Origin of the sequence: Allobosea sp. Tri-44 (assembly GCF_004123845.1) — a bacterium.
GTDB lineage: Bacteria > Pseudomonadota > Alphaproteobacteria > Rhizobiales > Beijerinckiaceae > Allobosea.
Window position 1 is genome coordinate 301,365 of sequence record NZ_NBDP01000030.1, and the last position, 18,253, is coordinate 319,617.

Annotated in this window: 22 protein-coding genes and 1 pseudogene; 2 read left to right on the forward strand and 21 right to left on the reverse strand. The window is 68.1% G+C overall.

Translation table 11 applies throughout. The features are described 5' to 3' along the window. The 16 genes and pseudogenes from ccmE to B6S44_RS17965 all read right to left on the reverse strand — a co-directional run bounded on the left by ccmE (window position 1) and on the right by B6S44_RS17965 (window position 13,057). Entirely contained in the window at window positions 1–474 is a 474-nt protein-coding gene (gene ccmE / locus B6S44_RS17890) for a cytochrome c maturation protein CcmE (RefSeq protein ID WP_129158850.1), read from the reverse strand. Between the two features lie 41 nt (window positions 475–515). Next, entirely contained in the window at window positions 516–1,619 is a 1,104-nt protein-coding gene (gene ccmI, locus B6S44_RS17895) for a c-type cytochrome biogenesis protein CcmI (RefSeq protein ID WP_129158239.1), read from the reverse strand. A 76-nt stretch (window positions 1,620–1,695) separates the two neighbouring features. Further along, a complete protein-coding gene (locus B6S44_RS17900) occupies window positions 1,696–3,072 on the reverse strand; it encodes a sensor histidine kinase (protein WP_129158240.1) in 1,377 nt (458 codons plus the stop codon). Window positions 3,073–3,079: 7 nt separating this feature from the next. Further along, complete coding sequence (locus B6S44_RS17905; protein WP_129158241.1) at window positions 3,080–3,742, reverse strand: response regulator transcription factor; 663 nt, start codon at window positions 3,740–3,742, stop codon at window positions 3,080–3,082. A gap of 46 nt (window positions 3,743–3,788) precedes the next feature. Continuing rightward, the gene (locus B6S44_RS17910; protein WP_129158242.1) at window positions 3,789–4,109 is read right to left on the reverse strand and encodes a PepSY domain-containing protein; all 321 of its coding nucleotides are present in this window, start codon (window positions 4,107–4,109) and stop codon (window positions 3,789–3,791) included. 57 nt (window positions 4,110–4,166) lie between these two features. After that, complete coding sequence (locus B6S44_RS17915; RefSeq protein WP_129158243.1) at window positions 4,167–8,099, reverse strand: baseplate multidomain protein megatron; 3,933 nt, start codon at window positions 8,097–8,099, stop codon at window positions 4,167–4,169. Next, window positions 8,099–8,545: an NlpC/P60 family protein gene (locus tag B6S44_RS17920; protein WP_129158244.1), complete on the reverse strand. Its 447-nt coding sequence runs from the start codon at window positions 8,543–8,545 to the stop codon at window positions 8,099–8,101. The genes B6S44_RS17915 and B6S44_RS17920 overlap by 1 nt, the downstream gene beginning before the upstream one ends. After that, window positions 8,542–9,432 (reverse strand): DUF2163 domain-containing protein, encoded by an 891-nt coding sequence (locus B6S44_RS17925; protein WP_129158245.1) that lies wholly within the window; start codon window positions 9,430–9,432, stop codon window positions 8,542–8,544. The genes B6S44_RS17920 and B6S44_RS17925 overlap by 4 nt, the downstream gene beginning before the upstream one ends. An 8-nt stretch (window positions 9,433–9,440) precedes the next feature. Next, on the reverse strand, window positions 9,441–10,082 hold the full coding sequence (locus B6S44_RS17930; protein WP_129158246.1) for a DUF2460 domain-containing protein: 642 nt from the start codon (window positions 10,080–10,082) through the stop codon (window positions 9,441–9,443). After that, complete coding sequence (locus tag B6S44_RS17935) at window positions 10,079–10,699, reverse strand: phage tail tape measure protein (protein WP_248309639.1); 621 nt, start codon at window positions 10,697–10,699, stop codon at window positions 10,079–10,081. The genes B6S44_RS17930 and B6S44_RS17935 overlap by 4 nt, the downstream gene beginning before the upstream one ends. Continuing rightward, window positions 10,692–10,904 (reverse strand): annotated as a pseudogene (locus B6S44_RS17940) (phage tail assembly chaperone); the annotation flags it as partial. The gene B6S44_RS17935 and the pseudogene B6S44_RS17940, both read right to left, overlap by 8 nt. A gap of 32 nt (window positions 10,905–10,936) precedes the next feature. Then, on the reverse strand, window positions 10,937–11,290 hold the full coding sequence (locus tag B6S44_RS17945; protein ID WP_129158248.1) for a gene transfer agent family protein: 354 nt from the start codon (window positions 11,288–11,290) through the stop codon (window positions 10,937–10,939). 12 nt (window positions 11,291–11,302) lie between these two features. Further along, entirely contained in the window at window positions 11,303–11,713 is a 411-nt protein-coding gene (locus B6S44_RS17950) for a phage major tail protein, TP901-1 family (protein WP_129158249.1), read from the reverse strand. 20 nt (window positions 11,714–11,733) lie between these two features. Further along, complete coding sequence (locus B6S44_RS17955) at window positions 11,734–12,144, reverse strand: DUF3168 domain-containing protein (RefSeq protein WP_129158250.1); 411 nt, start codon at window positions 12,142–12,144, stop codon at window positions 11,734–11,736. Continuing rightward, window positions 12,141–12,488: a phage head closure protein gene (locus tag B6S44_RS17960; protein WP_129158251.1), complete on the reverse strand. Its 348-nt coding sequence runs from the start codon at window positions 12,486–12,488 to the stop codon at window positions 12,141–12,143. Before B6S44_RS17960 ends, B6S44_RS17955 begins: the two co-directional genes overlap by 4 nt. Then, complete coding sequence (locus tag B6S44_RS17965) at window positions 12,488–13,057, reverse strand: head-tail connector protein (RefSeq protein WP_129158252.1); 570 nt, start codon at window positions 13,055–13,057, stop codon at window positions 12,488–12,490. The genes B6S44_RS17960 and B6S44_RS17965 overlap by 1 nt, the downstream gene beginning before the upstream one ends. Before the next feature lie 74 nt (window positions 13,058–13,131). Here B6S44_RS17965 and B6S44_RS17970 point away from each other — a divergent pair, with 74 nt between their 5' ends. Together B6S44_RS17970 and B6S44_RS17975 are read left to right on the forward strand one after the other, a co-directional pair. After that, window positions 13,132–13,905 (forward strand): S1 family peptidase, encoded by a 774-nt coding sequence (locus B6S44_RS17970; protein WP_129158253.1) that lies wholly within the window; start codon window positions 13,132–13,134, stop codon window positions 13,903–13,905. A gap of 57 nt (window positions 13,906–13,962) precedes the next feature. Further along, on the forward strand, window positions 13,963–14,838 hold the full coding sequence (locus B6S44_RS17975; protein ID WP_248309640.1) for a S1 family peptidase: 876 nt from the start codon (window positions 13,963–13,965) through the stop codon (window positions 14,836–14,838). 18 nt (window positions 14,839–14,856) lie between these two features. On the opposite strand, the gene B6S44_RS17980 is transcribed toward B6S44_RS17975, so the two are convergent. From B6S44_RS17980 to B6S44_RS17995, 5 genes are read right to left on the reverse strand one after another with little or no spacing between them, the layout of a single operon-like run. Then, window positions 14,857–16,098 carry a phage major capsid protein gene (locus B6S44_RS17980; protein WP_129158254.1) on the reverse strand — a complete coding sequence of 414 codons (1,242 nt, stop codon included), beginning with the start codon at window positions 16,096–16,098 and terminating at the stop codon, window positions 14,857–14,859. A 37-nt stretch (window positions 16,099–16,135) separates the two neighbouring features. Then, a complete protein-coding gene (locus B6S44_RS17985; protein WP_129158255.1) occupies window positions 16,136–16,660 on the reverse strand; it encodes an HK97 family phage prohead protease in 525 nt (174 codons plus the stop codon). Continuing rightward, window positions 16,657–16,827, reverse strand: a complete 171-nt coding sequence (locus B6S44_RS29420) for a hypothetical protein (protein ID WP_164985877.1) — start codon at window positions 16,825–16,827, stop codon at window positions 16,657–16,659. The genes B6S44_RS17985 and B6S44_RS29420 overlap by 4 nt, the downstream gene beginning before the upstream one ends. Beyond that, complete coding sequence (locus B6S44_RS17990) at window positions 16,824–17,024, reverse strand: hypothetical protein (RefSeq protein WP_129158256.1); 201 nt, start codon at window positions 17,022–17,024, stop codon at window positions 16,824–16,826. The genes B6S44_RS29420 and B6S44_RS17990 overlap by 4 nt, the downstream gene beginning before the upstream one ends. Beyond that, window positions 17,021–18,193, reverse strand: a complete 1,173-nt coding sequence (locus B6S44_RS17995; RefSeq protein ID WP_129158257.1) for a phage portal protein — start codon at window positions 18,191–18,193, stop codon at window positions 17,021–17,023. The genes B6S44_RS17990 and B6S44_RS17995 overlap by 4 nt, the downstream gene beginning before the upstream one ends. Between the last annotated feature and the right edge of the window lie 60 nt (window positions 18,194–18,253).

Here is an 18,253-nt window from a genome sequence, read left to right on the forward strand (position 1 = left end):
CTATTTCGTGGACGGCGCTGCGGGCGCGCCGGCTTTGGTTTCGCCGGGCTGCCAATGGCCCTGCTTCTTCAGCGCGTCGGCGACCTCGCGCGGCATGTAGGTCTCGTCATGCTTGGCCAGGACGGAATCGGCACGGAAACGCCCCGGCGCTTCAAGCACGCCTTCGGTGACGACACCCTGCCCTTCGCGGAAAAGATCCGGCAGCAGGCCGGTATAGCTGACCATGGTCCTGGTCTTCCCGTCGGTAACGGCAAAGCTGACACGCTGGTTGGAGCCGCGCTCGACCGATCCGGCCTCGACCAGGCCGCCCAGTCGCAGGCGTGTGCCGGGCGTGAGGCCCTTCTCGACGATCTCGGTCGGTCCGTAGAAGAAGACGATCGAATCGCGCAGGGCATAGGCGACTAGCCCGGCTGCGAGGCCAAGCACGACACCGACCGAGGCGATCACGACGAGACGGCGCTGCTTGCGTGTCAAGCGCTTGCGCGGCGGCGTGGCGGGGATACCGACCTGGGCGGTCATCGCGCCGCCTCCTGCAGGCCGAGCTCGCTGCGCAGGTCATCGAGTGCAGCCGCAGTAACCTGATCGGAGATCAGGCGCTGCCGGGCCACGGAAAGCGATCTCTGCGCCGCCTCGCGGTCCCCGAGCGTAGCCTGCGAGCGGATCAGACGGGACCAATCGGCAAGACTGCCGCCGCCCTCGGCGAGCCGTGCGGCGAGGCCATCGACCATGCCGCGGATCGCAATCATGCGTTCGGCTTCCGGCAGGCTGGCGATCGCATCCACCGGACCGGACGAGCGCTCCAGCCCTTCGAGGCGCGCCCGCACCGTCGCCACCCAAGGCGCGTCGGCCGGCGCGTCGGCGAGCAGGGCCTTGAGCGCCGCGATCGCGGCCGGCACCTGCCCATCCTGCTCCTGCGCGATCGCCATGAAGAAGCGGGCACGCGGATTGCCCGGATCGAGCTTCAGCGCCTCGGCCAGGCTTGCGCGCGCCGCAGCCGTGACCACGCCCCCCGCGGCGAGCATCTGCGCTTCGGCCTGGCCGCCCTCCCGCTCGCTCGTCGCGCCGTCATAGCGGATCGCGTTGGCGAAGGCCTTAGCGGCATCGTCGAAACGTCCCTGACGCAAATAGACCGGTGCGAGCACGCTCCAGCCTTTACCGTCAGTGGGGTTTGCGGCGAGATGGGACTCGATCCGTGCTAGCGCCAGCTCGAAATCCTGCTCCGGATTGGCCTTCATCCGCGCGGCGAGCGGCTGGTCCGGCAGGCTCGGCGAGCCATAGGCGCCGTAGATCAACAGCGCCAGCAGAGGTACACAGGAGAGCGCGATCGCGGACGCCGCGCGGCGTCGCCGCAGCGCCGGCTCACTCTCGCCGGCTGGCACCGATTCCGTCGCCGTCTCGCGCAGAAGTCGGCGCGCCGCCTCGGCCTTGGCTGCATCGGCCTCTGCGCCGCCGATCAGCTTGCGGCCGAGATCGCGATCGATCTCGGCGAGCTGGGCACGGTAGAGCGCGGTCGCTCCGGCCGTATCGGCGGTGAGCGCCGGGGCCCGGCGGCCAAGCGGCCAGAGCACCGCCATGACCGCTGCGCCCGTCATGGCCGCGAAGATGATCCAGATCAGCATTCGCCGTTCATAACCGTTCGAAGGTGCCGGTTCATGTCCGAAGATGGCGACAAAGGGTCACGCGGGCAATGCGGCGTCAGACCGCCGGCAGGACAAGGCGCGCCCGAAGGCCGCCAAGCGGCGAGCGCTCCAGCGAGAGGCCGCCGCCATGGAGCTTGGCGAGATCGACGACGATCGATAATCCCAGGCCCGAGCCCGGCGTTGTCTCGTCGAGCCTGCGACCGCGCTTGAGGACTTCGGCCATCGCCTCATCGGGAAGACCCGGCCCGTCATCGTCAATCAGCAGGACGAGACGCCCTTCGGGCGCCTGCGCTTCTGGCGCGAGACTGACCTGCACTTCGGTGCGCGCCCATTTGAAGGCGTTGTCGAGCAGATTGCCGAGCATCTCCTCGAGATCCTGCTTCTCGCCGCGAAAGCGGACGCCGGCAGGAACAGTGTGACTGCCCTCGATCGCCCGGCCCTGCGCGATCTTCTCGAAGGTCCGGATCAACGCGTCGAGCGAAGGAGTGATCTCGGAGACACCGCCGAGAGCGCCGGACAAGGCGGCAGCCCGAGCCCGATCGAGATAATACTGAACCTGGTCGCGCATGATCGCGGTCTGGTGGCGAATGGTCTGGGACAAAGCGCCCTGCCCGGCCTCGGCCTCGTTCTGCATCACACTGAGCGGCGTCTTGAGGGCATGGGCTAGATTGCCGACCTGGGTTCGGGCGCGCTCCAGGATCTCGCGGTTTGCGTCGATGAGCTGGTTGAGCTCGCCTGCCAGCGGCGCCAGATCGGGCGGATAGCGCCCGGCGATACGCGTGCTCTCGCCGGTGCGCACCGTCCCGACCGCGGCGCGCAAGCGCGCCAGCGGGCGCAGGCCAAAGCGGACCTGGACGATCGTCGAGGCGACGAGAGCCAGCCCGAGGAAAAGGAAGGTCAGCGTCAGCGCGAAACGAAAATCACGGATGTCGCCTTCGATTTCGTCGGCCGGGGCAGCGACGCCGACTGTGAAGCGGCCATCCTCGCCGACATCGATCTCGCGTTCGAGCACGCGCAGGCGTCGCTCGTCCGGTCCGGAGACATAGCTCTCGCGCAAGCCACGAGCGTTCGGTTGCAAATTTTGGTCGAGCAGCTTCGGCAATTGCCCGCCGACGAGGGAGCGCGAGGTGCGTATCGTCGGACGCTCGCCGTCGAGCCGGATGATCTGCCAGTACCAGCCGGAGAGCGGCAGATCGAAGCGCGGCTCGCCGAGATCGCCGATCGCCTGGCGCTCGGCCTCGGGCGGAGCCGCGAGGTCGGCGACCAACTCCTTGATATAGACACTGAGACGCTCGTCGAAGCCGCGCTCGGCCGCGCGCCGATAGAAGGTGGTTAGACCGAAACCGGCGAGGATCAGCACCAGCGCGCAGCAGATCGCAGCCGAGATGAAGAGCCGGGCGCCGAGCGAGAAGCGCTGCCGCGTAACCGGCATGGCCGCCTCAGGACTTCGCAGCAGCGATATAGCCGAGGCCGCGTACGGTCTCGATGACGTCGACGCCGAGCTTTTTGCGCAGGCGGCCGACGAAGACCTCGATCGTGTTGGAATCGCGGTCGAAATCCTGATCGTAGAGATGCTCGACCAATTCAGTGCGTGAGACGACGCGGCCCTGATGGTGCATCAGATAGGCGAGCAGTCGGTATTCATGCGAGGTGAGCTTGACCGGGTTGCCGTCGACGACGACGCGGCTGGCGCGCGTGTCGAGGCGGACCGGACCGCAGATCAGCTCGGCGGTGGCGTGGCCGGCGGCGCGGCGCAGCAGGGCGCGGACGCGGGCGAGCAGTTCCTCGATATGAAATGGCTTGACGACATAGTCGTCGGCGCCGGCGTCGAAGCCCGAGACCTTGTCGCTCCAGCGGTCGCGCGCCGTCAGGATCAGCACCGGCATGGTCTTGCCGGCCCGGCGCCAGCCCTGCAGCACGGCGACGCCGTCGACCTTGGGCAGGCCGAGATCGAGGATCACCGCATCATAGGGCTCGGTCTCGCCGAGATAGAGCCCTTCTTCGCCGTCAAAAGCCTTGTCGACGGCATAGCCGGAGTTCTCCAGCGCATTGACGATCTGGCGGTTGAGGTCCTTGTCGTCTTCTACGACGAGCAGTCGCACGGGGGCTTTTCTCCGATTGGCGGATCAGGAACGCGGCATAGCGGAACTAGCGGATATCCGCCACCTTGCCCGAGGCGCCGTCGAGCGTGACCCGGGCGACCCGGCCGTCGCGCTTCATCGTCGTCACCACGTAGACGAACTCGTCGCCCTGGCGGCAGAGCCTGATCCGCAGGACCTCGCCGGGCGCAGCGTCGCGGGCATGGCGAGATGCCGTGGCGGGTTGCATGACCTTGCCGTCCGACACAGCCTCGCGCGTTTCCTGCGCCGAAAGACAAGAGATCGGCGGCGGCGAATCGACCGTCTCCACCGGCGAAGCGGTGGCGATGACGAACGCGAAAATCGCGACGTTAGGGTCGAGCAGCATCATCGCTATGGGCTAGCCCGGTATGCGTGAATGCGCCATGAACATCAGCGTGAGGCTAGCTCAGCGGACTGTAATGAGTCGACGTTGCGAAAGACCGGCCCCCGCAACGACGCTGAGCTGCGCAAGCTCGATATCAAGCTCGGCCTGAGGGCTGCCGAAGTCAGCGAGTTCCTGCGCCGCTTCGTAGAGCATGACCGGCGCATCGACATCAATGGTCCTGATGGACGCGCCACCGGCTCGAATCGTCACGCGATAACGCTCGATATCCTCCCCGAGCGGCACCTCGGCCGTTTCCCAGGAGTCACCACCGAAACGGCCGCGCCGGATCCAGCTCAACGCAATGCCGGACGGCAGGCGCCGAGCCCGGACACGCACGGGCGCCAGTGGCCGTAACGGAGCAGTTCCGACAGTCGCGGAAAGCTCGCGCATCGAAGCGGCGGCGACATCGGCATTGGGCGGGCCGATCCGATAGCGGACATGCCGGCCGACATCGTCGAGGCTCGTCGTCAACGAGACCGCTGCGCCATCGAGCACGACCACGCGCGCACCTGGAGCCAATGTTCGCGCCGCAGCTGCCTCCGAACCGCCAAGCCCGCGCACCATCTGCGACAGCCGGAATGTCCGTGCCCCGATCAGTTCGACCCGCGCCGCTGTGGCGATCTCGACCTCCCCTATCGAGTCGATGAAGGCGAGCGCATTGCCCCCGGTGAGTGCGGCCTCCGGGGCGATCGAGGCGAGGCTGCCACCGCGCAACCGCACTTCGACCGAAGCATGCCGGTCGGTGCGCCAGAGCGGTCCGGGCACGAGCTCGGTCAAGGTCTCGCCCATGATCGACGGCGCCGCGACGACGCCAGCTAATGCGAACGGCATGCCCTCGGTGGCGCGCCAGATCGCCAGCGCACCAGGCCAGGGATCGGCGAAGGCCGCGAGCGACTGCAGCGGTGGCGGCACCTCCCGCACGATCGGAAGGTCGAGGATCAGGGCGTCAGGCCGCCCCGCGATCCGCGGAGGCATTTTGGGAGGGCGCTCGTCCTCCGCCACTCCTGCCGCTGCGCCGCGATAGACGGCCGGCTCGACCGAGCGCGCACTGGTACGCCGCGTCGGGCCATCGCTGATCCGTGTCAGACGGAACAGGCGGGGCCGGCCGGCAATGTCGAGCAAGATCACATCGCCCGCTTCAAGACCGATGCAACGCGGCGAAAGCTCCAGTTCGAGTGTCTCGCGACTCGCCCAGATTTCCTGCAACCGTTGATCGGCGAGGCGCTGGCCCTCGGCACGCCGGGTGACTACGGGAAGTTCGACGGCGTTTTCCCGCCGCGCCGCCCCGGCAAGACGGCGCGAACGGGCCGTCACCTGACGATAGTCGTCGTTGCCGTCGATATGGGCCAGGCGCAATTCCCGCGGCAGCTCGCTCTCCTGCGCTCGGCGCAGCTCGAAGGGCTGACCGTCAGGGTCGAGCACGAGATCGTCTCCCGATAAGGCGCGGGCGATCGTCGCGGCACGGGCGCGGAAGGCGAGCCTGCCAGAGGACATGATGGCATCGAAACCGAAGGCCTGGGCGAGTGGCTCGAGCGCCTGTCGCGCGGAGATCGGCCGATCGAGGGCGTAGCCGTCGACGAAGCCGTCGATACCGAGCTCGTCCGGCGCCGGGAGGTCAAAATCGGCGAGTATCGCCCGTACCAGCCGGTCGAGCGTCACGCCTTCGAGGCGACCGTTGATCCAGTGGCCGGTCTCGTAGTTCGCCGCATCCGCCCAGGCCGAAGTCAGATCTGGAAAAGCTGGGAACGGTCTTGCATCCCAGGTCCAGACGAAAACATTGGCCGGGTCGACCATGCGGAGGCCGAGCGAAGGCGCTACCGGATTGCGCTGAGGGTCGAAGCCAGGGAGCGCCGGGTCGAAGCCCGACAGGATCGCCTCCAGTCCGCGCGCCTGGACGAGGTCGTCGCGCGCCTTCGACGAGAAATGCGGATAGCCGCCATCGACAGATTTCGGATCGGGAAAGACGTTCGGCGAATTGCCGCCCTTGTCGACGGCGGGCAGGCCGATCTCGGTGAGCCAGATCGGCTTTGCTCCCGGCAGCCAACCGGTCGTGCCGATCTCGGCGCCGGCGAAGCGTTCAACATGCGAGTTCAGCCACCAGTTTGGCAGATCCTTCTGTCGAAAGACCCAGGGCTTGCCAAAGGCACCATCCGTGATCGGCAGACGCATCTGGGCATGGCGACCAGAGAGGTCGGCGTAATACCAGTCGTATCCTTCGCCGGAGGTCAGACGGCTGCGCAGATAATCGACATCGGCGGGGCCGCGCGCGATCCCAATGTCGGCATGATCTGGCGTATCGCGCCAATCGGAGAGCGGCGCATAATAGTCGATACCGATTGCATCGATGACCGCGCTCGACCAGAGCGGGTCGAGCGGAAAGCGAACGTCCTGCCCGCCGTCGCGAACATGGGCGCCGTATTCGGTCCAGTCGGCTGCGTAGGTCAGCTTGGTCGGCGGCGGCAGGATGGCGCGGACCTCGGCCGCGAGGGCGACCAACCCGTTGACCATCGGGTAATAGCCCGAAGCCCCGCGCACCCGCGTCAGACCGACCAGCTCGGAACCGATGATGAAGCCTTCAACCCCGCCGGCCGCCTTGGCGAGCATCGCCGCATGCAGCACGGCACGGCGGAAGCTCCACTCGGCGGGTCGTGCGCTGACGACTCTGTTGCCGTCCAGTGAGAAGTCGGCCGCCGTAGCGGAGCCCAGAAAACTCGCAACCTGGTTCGTTGCCGTCGACGTGCCGTCCGGTGAACCGGGCTGGCCAGGGGCCGGCGAACAGGTGATGCGGCCGCGCCAAGGATAAGGCGGCTGGTAGGCGTTGCCGGTGTGCGGATCGGTCAGGGCATTGCCGGCCGGCACATCCATCATCACGAAGGGATAAAGCACCACTTCGAGCCCGAAGATATGTCGGAGCCTCTGGATCAGGGCGATCACGCTCTCGTCCGAAGGCGTGCCACCATAGGCTGGCCTGCCGTTCGACTGGCTGACCACGCGAGCAGTCAACCGCTCGAGGCCCGCCACAGACCATGGAGCGCCGGGCGTATTCTTGTCGGCGATCTCGACGCGCGGTGCGACGGTGCAATGGTCAGCCCGCAGATCGTCGCCGAACCAGCTGACGACGAGGGAGATTCGCCGCAGGTATGGGCAGAGCGCCAGCAGGTGCGTGATTGCACCGTCGATGTCGGTGGCGCTGTGCAGCTGGTGGCGGTTCTCGGCGATGGTGACGCCGGCCTCTGGCTCCTGGTTGACGAGGGTCGGCGCGTAGATGAACTCGCTCGCGCCAGGAATCAGCGTCACGGCGCGGATCATCTCGCCGAGGCCTGGCACCCCGCGCACGACCTCGACGGAGAATTGCGGCACGCGGTTGCCATAGCCCGCGAGCGGAAAGCGCTCGAACACGACATAGGCTGTGCCGCGGTAGGCCGGCGCGGCGCCCGCCTCCTTGGCGGCGACCAGCGGATCGGCCTCCTGGTTCTCGAAGCCACGATGGATGCGCAGCGACACGGTGTTGAAGTCGATCTCGCGGCCGTCGGCCCAGATCCGGCGCACGAAGGCGATCGGCCCCTCGCAGATCGCAACCGCGAGATTGGCGTAATAGCTGTAGGTGGTCTCGTAGGTCTTCTGCGCCTTCTGACCGCCCTTGCCGCCGCTCTTGGTTCTGGTGACCGTGGTCGTCACCTCTTCCTCGAAGCGCGTCGCCCAGATCAGTTGGCCGCCGAGCCTCGCCCGTCCGTAGACCCGTGGGATCGGCGCGCCCTCGGTCGAGGCGAGGCCGTCGATCTCTTTCAGACGCGGCCCCTCGATGATGCGTGTGCCACCGCCGCCGCCGAACAGGCCCTGGTCGAGGCTCGCACCGGCGATGGCGCCTAGCGAGCGGCCGATCATGGCGCCGATCGGTCCTCCGACGGCCGCGCCGAGCACCGAACCGGCGACCTGCAGGACGAGTGTGGCCATCAGGGATCGAGCTCCGGAAAGGCGAAGGCATGGCTGAGATGGCGGCGCCACCAGCCGGTGAAGGCAACCTCACTGACCGTCGCGCCGTCATGGGCGTGCAGGATGCGGTCGGACTCGGTCAGGATGGCGCAATGCGCCGCCGGCAGATGTTGGCGCCAGCGGAAGAGCAGGACGTCGCCGGGCTGTGCGGCCTCGATATCGAGAGGCCGCAGGTGACGCTGCGCCGCCAGTGCCAGTGTCTCGCCCGCACCCTGCTGGGTCCAGTAGGGCGAATAGGGTGGTGTCGGCTCGGGTTCGTCGCGATAAAGGTCGCGCCAGATCCCACGTACCAGGCCAAGGCAGTCGCAACCGACACCGCGTAGCGACGCTTGATGGTGATAGGGCGTACCGAGCCAGCCCCGTGCCGCCGTAACGATGCGTTCGCGCGTCGTATCGGTGCCCGTCATTGGAACAGGCTCCCGCCATCGAACGGGCCGGCACCAGGATTATCCGTGGCGGCGCCGCCAATGATGAAGTCGTTGCCCGGAAGATGCGGGAAGCCGCGGAAGTTGACGCCGTTGCCGAACTTGTTGCGGCAGGTGGTGAAGCGCTTGTCGCAGCCGGCCTGGGCGATGAAGGCATCACCGATCGCGATCGGCTGCGGCGCGGCCTGCCAGAGCTGCAAGACGATCGCGCCGCCATCGGCGCGATGGCTGCGGATCTCGGTGGCGAAGCCAGTGTTGGCGCCCGCAGTAAAGACCAGCCGGCCGCCGCTGAGGTAGCCATCGCTGTAACCGGAGAGCGCCGGTGCGGTGATTGAGAAACGTCCATCGGTCGCGGCGACTGTTGCCGCCGACGAGCTCGGTATGACACCGCAACGAACATCGCCGAGATCAGCGGAACAGCTCGCAGTGTAGAGCCGGCCACGCTCCTCGTCGAAGGCCTTGCCGAGCCCCCGGACCTCAGCGGTGAAGTTGGTGTCGCTGCGCTTCACCTCGCCGACGAAACCGGTTTCCAGCAAGGTGCGCTGGCTTGGATCGACCCAGTTGACCAGCCAGAGCGCGACCCGGGCATCGTCGTAGAGCCCGCGCGACAAATCCTGCTCGTTGAGCCCGCTCGCCGCCAAGGCTCCGAGCACCTCGCCGCCACCGGTCGCGAAGCCGAGCTCAGCGCTGGTCTCGGCGGCTTCGAGGCCCGCATTCGCGCGGAACAGAATACCGTCGAAAGCAAGATCGCGGTCATGATCAGTGAAGCCGAGCACCACACCGTCGCGTCGGATCAGGCTCCAGCAGCGGCAAAGCGTGGTCGCCTCGCCGGCAGCATGCGTGGCGAGCGCCGGGGAAAGTGTCCGCATGGCAAACCTCAGTCAGCGATCTCGACGATCGGGATCTTGGGGATGTCGCCGGCTTCGAAGGCCGAGAGGTCGACCTCGATCGTATCGGTGTCGAAGCGCACCGGAACGTCGAAGGCGAAGCCGGCGCTGACGACAGCGCCGGCTGGCGGGGCCTGGCCGACGGCGAAGGTAATCGCGCCCCTGGCATGGTCGCAGGACACAATGCCGGGCTGCGCCTGCACAACACCGTCGACCGCGATGAGCACACTCCCGGCCACCGGCTTGGTGATGCGGCGGACGTAAGGAGCATGCAGTCCGCCATAGAGCTTGCAGAGCTGGAAGACCCGCATCACCCCGTCGCCGACGCCGATCTGCTGGTCGCTCAACGCAGGCGTCGCAGATGGGGCACAGCTCTTCCAGTCGAGCTGATCGCGCCAGCGGAAGCCGTAGAGCCGGCCGCGACGCTCTTCGAAGAAGGCGACGACCTCAGCAAGCGCATCGAGGGTGCGGATGCCGAAACCGGCATCGTAACGTCGCCGTGAATGCGCCCAGCGGCTGTTGCGGACCTCCCGGCCCGAGGCCAGCGTCACCACCTGGGTCAGCCGTTCCGGCCCGCCACGGGCACCGCGCGCGATCCCGGTCGGGAAGCGCACCTCATGGAAGCCGCTCATGCCGGCACTCCTGTCATGTTGCTGAGGGTCAGAGCGCCCGGTTTCCGCGTGCTACAGCACGTGCGTATCGCCGCCGAGACCTGCGCCTCGGAGCGGCGAAAGCTGTCGGCGTCAGGCGTCGTGATCTGGACGGTGACGCTGGCCGGACGCCGCTCGCCGCCGCCGGCAGCCCGTACGCCGAGCTTGCCGTCGGGTCCGCGCGACAAGGGCATGATCGCCTCCGCTCCGCGCTCGCCCATCAGCCCGAGCCCGCGCCCCATGGCGAAATAGGAAGGCGCCGCGACGACGCCGCCATCGGCGAAGGGCGAGACCGGCAGACCACCGCCGCCACCCTTGCCGCCACTGAAGAGGCCGGCCAGGCTGCTGATGCCGGAACCGAGCCAACTCGAGATCGCGCTCTGCAGCGGCCTCAGCGCCGATTTCAGCAAGCTCTGGCTCAGCGATGTGCCGATGCCGCGCAGCACATCCTCGAAGCGCTTGCCCTCGACGATACCGCTGGCGAAGGCCGTGGTGATCGACTTGCCGAAGGCCTGCGACGCCTTGGTCAGGCTCTGGGTCAGCGTGTTCAGCGTACGAAGACCGCCGAAATCGAAGGAGGGAGAGTCTTCGTCAGCCATCGATGCGGCCTTTCCAATCGTGATGATCACAGGAAACGAGATCCGGATGGGCCTGCATCAGCGCATCCAACGCCGTGCGTGAGGGCCCCTCGACCGCTTGAGGCGGCCGATAGGCCTCGATCGCAGCAAAGATTTCGCGCGGACTTGCGGCCCAGAAGACATCCGGCGGCCAGCGCAGGCGCGCGAGCCCGAAAGCCATCACCTCGCGCCAAGGAAAAGGGACAGCCGCCGGCGCGCCTAGGCCGCCGGCGGCATCGGAGGGCGAGCTTCCGTGCCCTCACCGGCCGGGGCGAAGGTCGCGTCGAGCAGCGCGATCGCCGCGGCGATGGCGCCGTTGAGCCCGCCGTCAAAAGGCAGCGCCGCAACCTCGTCCGTGGCCAGTGCGCTGCCGGCACCGCGCAGCCCAGCCGCCAGGATCCGGGCGATATCACGGGCCGAAAGCCGGCCAGCGGCGAAGCGTTCGCCCAGTGCCGGCAAGTTCTCGACCGAGAAAGCATCCTCGAGTTCGGCGAGCGCGCCGAGGGTGAGGCGCATCGGCAGCGCCCGCCCGTCGACCATCAGGGCAACCTCGCCCCTGTAGCGATTGACCATGCCGGTCTCCCCTCAGGCGAGCGTGAAGGTGAGCTGGCCGGCTGATTCCAGCGAGAGCTCGAAGGTGACTTCGGCGGCATGGTCGCCGCGATATTCGAGCGTCGAGAGCTGGAACGGCCCGGTGATCGTGCCAAAATCGGGCACGATCACCTGCCAGTCGCGGATCGCGCCATCGAAGAAGATCTGGCGGACCAATGCGTCGGACGCCTCGTCCTTGAAAATGCCGGCGCCGCTGATGCTGGCGCGGCGCATGCCGGCGCCGGCAAGCAGCTCGCGCCACCGCCCTACCGACTCGGCATGGGTGACGTCGACCGCCTCGGCGTTGAAAGCGATCTGGCGGGCGCGCAGGCCGGCCACGGTGACGAAGCTGCCGCCGGCATCAGCGGCCTTCAGCAGCAGGTCCTTGCCTTTCTGGGCAGGCATGGGCGGTCCTTTCGTGCGGGTCAGAGCGCTTCGGTGACGGCCCGGAAGGTCAGCGTCACGGTTGGCAGATGGGTCTTTGGATCGCGGGCGAGTTTCGAGGACAGCCAGGTCAAATTGACCAGTCGGTGGCCTTCCGGCGCGAGCGCAGCGCTTTCCAGGCTCGCGACGATCCGGGCCGCCGCCTCGAGCGCCTTGCGCGAGGAGGCGCTCTCCCCTGCCCATACGAAGAGGGAGAACTTCTGCTCGCAGCCACGGTCGCTCCCGGTCGACCAATCCTCGGCCGTGACCTCGCCATGGACGACGTAGAGTCCACTCAGGGCGCGCGGCGGCTCGTCATGAAGGCGGCTCGTTCCGATCAGCGCCGTCAGCCCGGCATCAGCGGACAGATGCGCGTGGATCGCGCGCCGGAGCGGCAGGATGGCGTCGCTCATCGGCTCACCTCCTCGACCAGGCAGACCAGGCGCCGGCGGCCGCCATCGGGATCGCCAACCGCGCGGATGTCGAAGATCTGACCACCGTCGCGTAGCCGCTGGCCTGCATCGACACCCGCGCGCCAACGCAGAGTGATGCGATGGCTCGCTGCCTGCTCGGGCCGCTCGCCGCGCCAGCGCTCATCGCCCGAGAGCCATTCGACCTGAGCCCAGACCGCGGCGACGGTATCGAAGCTCCGAAGCTGGCCGCCGGCGCTATCTGGCGTTTCAACGGGAGCCTCCAGCAGCAAGCGTCGCCGCAGCGCGCCGACGGGACGGCGGCCTTTCCCTGTCTCGCGAAGCATCAGAGCCTCACACGGCGAAAGGGAGCGACGAGCGCGGCGATCTCGGCCGGCAGCCGCATTGCATCGCGGCTGACCACGTCGCCGCGATGCTCGAACCAGCGGCAGGCGAGCCGCAGCACGGCCTGCCGCAACGGCGCGGGCACCGTGTCGCGCGTCGCGCCGAAGCCGGCGACGAGATCGATCTCGATCGAAGAACGGGTGCGGCCGGGCGCCGGGATCGGTCCTGAAACCCTGATCAGCGGCGGATCGGAACCCTCGACCAGTGTCAGCGAGGACGGCGTAACCAGTTCAGCGGCGCCGGCGGCAGGATGAACGCGTGCAGCCGTGAGATTTCGCACTGGCGAGAGCGGCAAGCGAATCTCGCCGCCCTGCGGCCAGGCGTCGAGCACAATTCGCCAGGCCTGCTCGATCAGGAGACGCCCGGAAGCGGCCTCGATCATCAGCCGGGCTGCGGTGAGCAAGGTCCCGAGCAGTTCGTCCTCGTCACCCACGATAATCCGCAGAAAATCCTTGGCTTCCGACAGCGAGACCGGCTCGATGCTCGGTGGCGTCAGGGCGAGCGGCGTCATGGTCTCTCCTCTCCCGGGTTTGAACGTTGCCGCCAATGCGCTATCGAACCCGGCCCGACAGCGGAGACGGCTCGATGCACGGCAGAACGGCGATTGGACTGGCAGTCCTGGCAGCAGCTTTCGCTGCGCCGTGGTCCGCCTCGGCCGTGGTCGGCGGGCGCGAGGGCGGCCCGATCGCGAGTTCGACCCTGATGGTGCTCAATGCCCGCGGCGGCGTCTGTACCGGCATCGTGCTGTCGCGCCGCGCCATCCTCACCGCCGCGCACTGCGCCGATGCCCGCGTCGATCTACGCATCCACTGGCAGGACGGCGGCCAGCCGGTGCTGACCGAGCCGGCGGCAATCGCGCTGCATCCGGAGTTCAACGCCAAGTCCGTCGCGAACCGGCAACGCTCGATCGATCTTGCGCTGGTCAAACTCGCGGCACCACTACCGGCGCGTTTCTCGACCGCGACGCTGGTCGACGGCGCACTGCCGCGCGCCGGATCGCCGGTTACGCTTGGGGGCTACGGCGTCTCACGCGAAGGCGAAGCGAAGACGACTGGCACTTACCGCTCAGCCGCACTCGCCGCCGTCGAGCCCTACGGTCCCGGCCGTATCCTGATCTGGGCTGCCGATCCGGCGACCGGCGGCAAGCGGCCGGGCGCCGGCGCATGCCAGGGCGATTCCGGCGGGCCGATCGTCGCTGGCTCGGGTGGCGTTGTCGCCGTTTCCAGCTGGTCGACCGGCCCATCCGGCAAGCAATGCGGCCTGCTCAGCCAGGGCGTGCTGGTCGCGCCCCAGCGCAGCTGGATCGACCGTACATTGTCGGGCTGGGGCGAGAGTGCAGACTGGACCAATGCTCCCTAACGCCCTGCAGACGCGAACAGCACTGGACTGCGCCGCAGCAAACCATAGACTGAAGCCATGGCAGCGATGACCTCGACCGTGACCTATTCGAAGCGCGCCGCGACCGTCGCAATAGCTTTTTGCGCCGGCCTGCAGATGACTGTGCCGGCACAGGCCGTGATCGGCGGCGTGACCTCGCGTACGGTCGATGGCGCACGCGCCTCGACCTTGCGGGTCGAGACCAGCCGCGGCGAGCTCTGCTCCGGCGCCGCTATTTCTTCCGAACTGGTGCTGACGGCGGCCCATTGCCTGATGACCGGCGGTTCGGTGCGCGTGATCAGCCTCGACAAACGCTTCCGCAACCGGACGCATATCGTCGCAGCGGTCCTGCCGCACCCGACTTTCGTGCCCGGCACGACGCCGCGCACGCAGCCGGGCGCCGATCTGGCGCTGCTGCGTCTCGCCACGCCACTGCCGGCCGATATCCAGCCTCTGACGCTTGGCAGCGGGTTGTGGCAGGGCGAGACCGTCACAATGGCGGGTTTCGGCCTCGCTTCCGAGAACAACAAGAAGACCGCGCGCACTCTGCGCGAGGTGACCTTGGTCAACGCCGGCAACTACACCACCGCCAACACGGTCAAGGTGGCCGTCGACACCGAGAACCGCGGCGAGACTCTCGGCGCCGGCGCCTGCCGCGGCGATTCCGGCGGGCCTGTCTTGCGCGGCCCGTCCGGATCGCGTGATCTCGTCGGCATCGTCTCCTGGTCGAGCGGTCCCCTGAGTTCTCGCGTCAAGATGATCTGCGGCGGCTTCACCGCGATCACCCCGATCAGCGACCACCGCGCCTGGATCGCCGAGGCGAGCGAGCGCCTGCTCAACTATGGCGACGAGCCGCGGCAGGCGCGCGAGGATGCGCGCCCGAACGCGAGCTACAGCTGGTGGTTCGGCCGCTGACGCCGCCGAAGCGCGCGATCAGGCCGAGAACTTCAGCCCCTTGATCGCCGCGAAGTCCTGCACGCCGCCTCCGACGCGCTTGGTCGTGTAGAACAGCACATGCGGCTTGGCAGAATAGGGATCACGCAGGATGCGCACGCCCGCCCGGTCGACGACGAGATAGCCGCGGCGGAAGTCACCGAAGGCGAGCGAGACCGAGTCGGTCGCGATGTTCGGCATGTCCTCGGCCTCGACGACCGGGAAGCCGAGCAGCGTCGCTTGGGCACCCGCCGCGGCCGGCGGCTGCCAGAGATACTGGCCGGTCGAGTCCTTGAACTTGCGCACCGCGGCTTGCGTCTTGCGGTTCATGACGAAGCTGGCGTTCTGGCGGTAGCCGGCCTTCAGCGCATAGACGAGATCGACCAGGATGTCGGACGGGTTCGAGGCTGCGAAGGCGCCGGCGACTCCGGTCTTCAGCGTGCCGAGATTGCCCCAGCTCCAGCTCGCATCGGCGATGGTCGGATAGGCGAGGAAGCCCTTGGGCTTGTCGACGCCGTCGCCATTGACGAAGGCCGCCCCCTCCTGCTCGGCGAAGGCGCTCTCGACCTCCTCGGCGATCCACTGGTCGATGTCGACGATGGCATCGTCGAGCAAGGTCTGCGTCGCCGCCGGCATGGCATAGAGCTCCATTGCCGGGAAGGAGAGCTCGGCCAGGGTCGGCGTGCCGCTCTGCGGACGGGCCGCTGTCTCGGCGACCCAGCCAGAAGCCGGGCCGGTGGTCGAGAACGCTTTCTTGTAGGTGCCGGACGAGATGGTGCGGACTGTCGCGATCGAGCGGATCGGCGACACGGTCGTGAGGCGGCGCAGGATCTCGCCCTCGACCGTCGACGGCGCCAGATAGCCGCCATCCGGACCGGAGCCGGCCGAAAGCGCCTTGGCTTCGAGCCGCTTCAGGCCCGTCGCCTCGCCATGGCGGACATAGGACGCGAAGGCCGCCTTGTGCTCGGCAACGACCGGGTCGCGCTCCTCGCTCGCGCCCAGCACCGGGCGACGACTGTCGAGGCTCAGCCGGTCGATCCGGCGACGGGTCTCGTCGAGCGCGTCGTCGAGACGGGCCAGCTTATCGCCGGTCAGGACGTCACCGCCCATACGGGTCTCGAGCTCTGCCAAGCGCTCGTCATTGGTGGAGCGATAGGCTTCCAGCGTGTAGCGCAGATCGTCATAGGCGGCGGCGATCTCGCCGGTTGCCTTGGTCTCGGGAGCCTGGTTCAACGCAGTCATGGAATCTCCTGTGGTTTTTGCGGTTTGAGTGCAGTTTTCAGGCAAAGGCGACGTGGCTGGGCGGGCGCAGCGCCTTGACGGCGCTGACCCGGGCCTGCGGCAGCATCGGGAAGGTGACGAGCGAGATCTCCCAGAGATCGACCTTCTCCAACCGGCGCAGGCCGGTGCGGGGCTCGCTGCGGGCGCGCTGCGAGCGGAAGCCGATCGAGAGCCCGTCGACGGCGCCGTCGCGCATCAGCGCATGCAACTCGCGGGCACGGGCCACGGCAAGCGAGAGCCGGCCACGGACATAAAGGCCGCGCGAATCCTCGCGCAGCTCGAGCCAGCGCCCGATCGGTTCGGTTGGATCGTGCTGCCACAGCATCCTGATGCCGGCGGCGCCACGGCGGGCGAGACTGTCGCGGAACGCTCCTGGCTCGACCACGTCCTTGCCGAGATCGGCGACGCGGAACAGGCTGGCATAGCCCTCGAAGGCGCCGTCCGGCTCGATCCTGGCCAATGGCTGCGCCAGGAATTTGGCCTCGCGCGCCAATGCCGGATGGCGGGTTGCGGCAGCTCTCATCGCGCTCCTCCCCGCCCACCGCGGCCATTGGCGTCGAGCTGTCCGAGCGTCTCGAAGAAGCGGCCGAATACGTCGCGCGGCTGGCGGCCGGGGCGCGGCGCGGCCACCCCCGATCTCACAGCGGCCGGAGACGGCCTTGCCGGCGATTTGCCTCCGGTCTTGCTCATGAATCTCCTCCCTCGTAGCGGGCGTTGAAGCGGGTGAGCTCGCGCACGAACTCGTCGAAGCGCCGGTTGGCGGCGATCAGCTCGCGCAAGGCGAAGAGGGCGAGCCCCGAGGCGCAAAAGGCCCAGAGCAGCAGCGCGAGATGACCGAGATCGCCGCGGGCGACGATGCCGGCTGCAGCTTCGTCGAAGGGACTCATGACGACACCTCCCGGCGGCCATAGCCGACCGCCTCGCGTTTCTCGTCCTCAGTGAGGAATGCGGCAGCAGAGACCCGCCGCCAGAGCGATTCCCGCTCGTCCGCCAGCGCCTCGATCGCATCGAGATCGGGCTCGAGGGAGAGCGCGTCGCCGAAGGCGGGGCCGAGCCATTGCGCCAGCGATTGCGCCGTGCGCCTGACCAGCGGGATCAGCGTCTGGCGCCAGAAGGCGCGGTTGGCCTCGGCGAAATTGGCATGGGTGTTGTCGCCGGGAAGCCCGAGCAGCAGCGGCGGCACGCCGAAGGCGAGCGCGATCTCCCGCGCCGCGACGCCCTTGGCGGCGACGAAATCGAGCTCGGCCGGCGACAGCGAGAGCGGCTTCCAGTCGAGCCCGCCTTCGAGCAGCAAAGGCCTCCCGGCATTGCGCGCGCCCTGGAAGCCATCCTCCAGCTCCTGCTTCAGCCGCTCGAACTGCGCCTCGGTCAGCGTGCCGCCTTCCGGCCCGTCATAGACCAGCGCGCCGGACGGACGCGCCGCGTTGTCGAGCAGCGCCTTGTGCCAGGCGCCGGCGGCATTGTGGACGTCGAGCGAGCAGGCCGCTGCCTCGACCGGCGAGAGGCCGTAATGGTCGTCGACGGGATGAAACAGCGACAAATGCAGGATCGGCGGCTGCGCGCCCTCGTCCTGGCGGAAGCGGATCGTCTGCGCGCCGACCGTATAGTCGTAGCCTTCAGGCCAGCCGTCGCGGCCGGGCACCACCCGCATGCGGTCGGGCCGGAGCGCATAAAGCTCGCGCGGCTCGCGGCCAATGCTCGCTGCCTCGACATAGGCGTTTCCGGCGACGAGGAGATGCCCGTAGAGCATCTCGCGGAAGGCGATGCCACCCTGGCGCGGATTGGGCCGATCGATCAGCACCAGCGCCGGGTGCTCCGGCATCTCGCGCTCTCCGACCTTGGCGATCAGCTGGGTCTGCGCCGCGGCCTCGGCGATCAGCCTGACGCAGCGATGCACCACCGGATTGCGCTGATAGCCCTCGCGCGACAGCGCACCATAGTCGCGCGGCGTCCAGACCGGACGGCCGGCTTCGTGCAGGGCGATCAGCGGCCCGACGCGCGAGCGCTTCTGTTCCAGCGCGGCGGGGCCGCGCAGGCTGCGAAGGAAATTGAGCATGGATGTCTCGCGATGAAGCGCACGTCATGCTCGGCCTTGAGCCGAGCATTTCATGCAAGA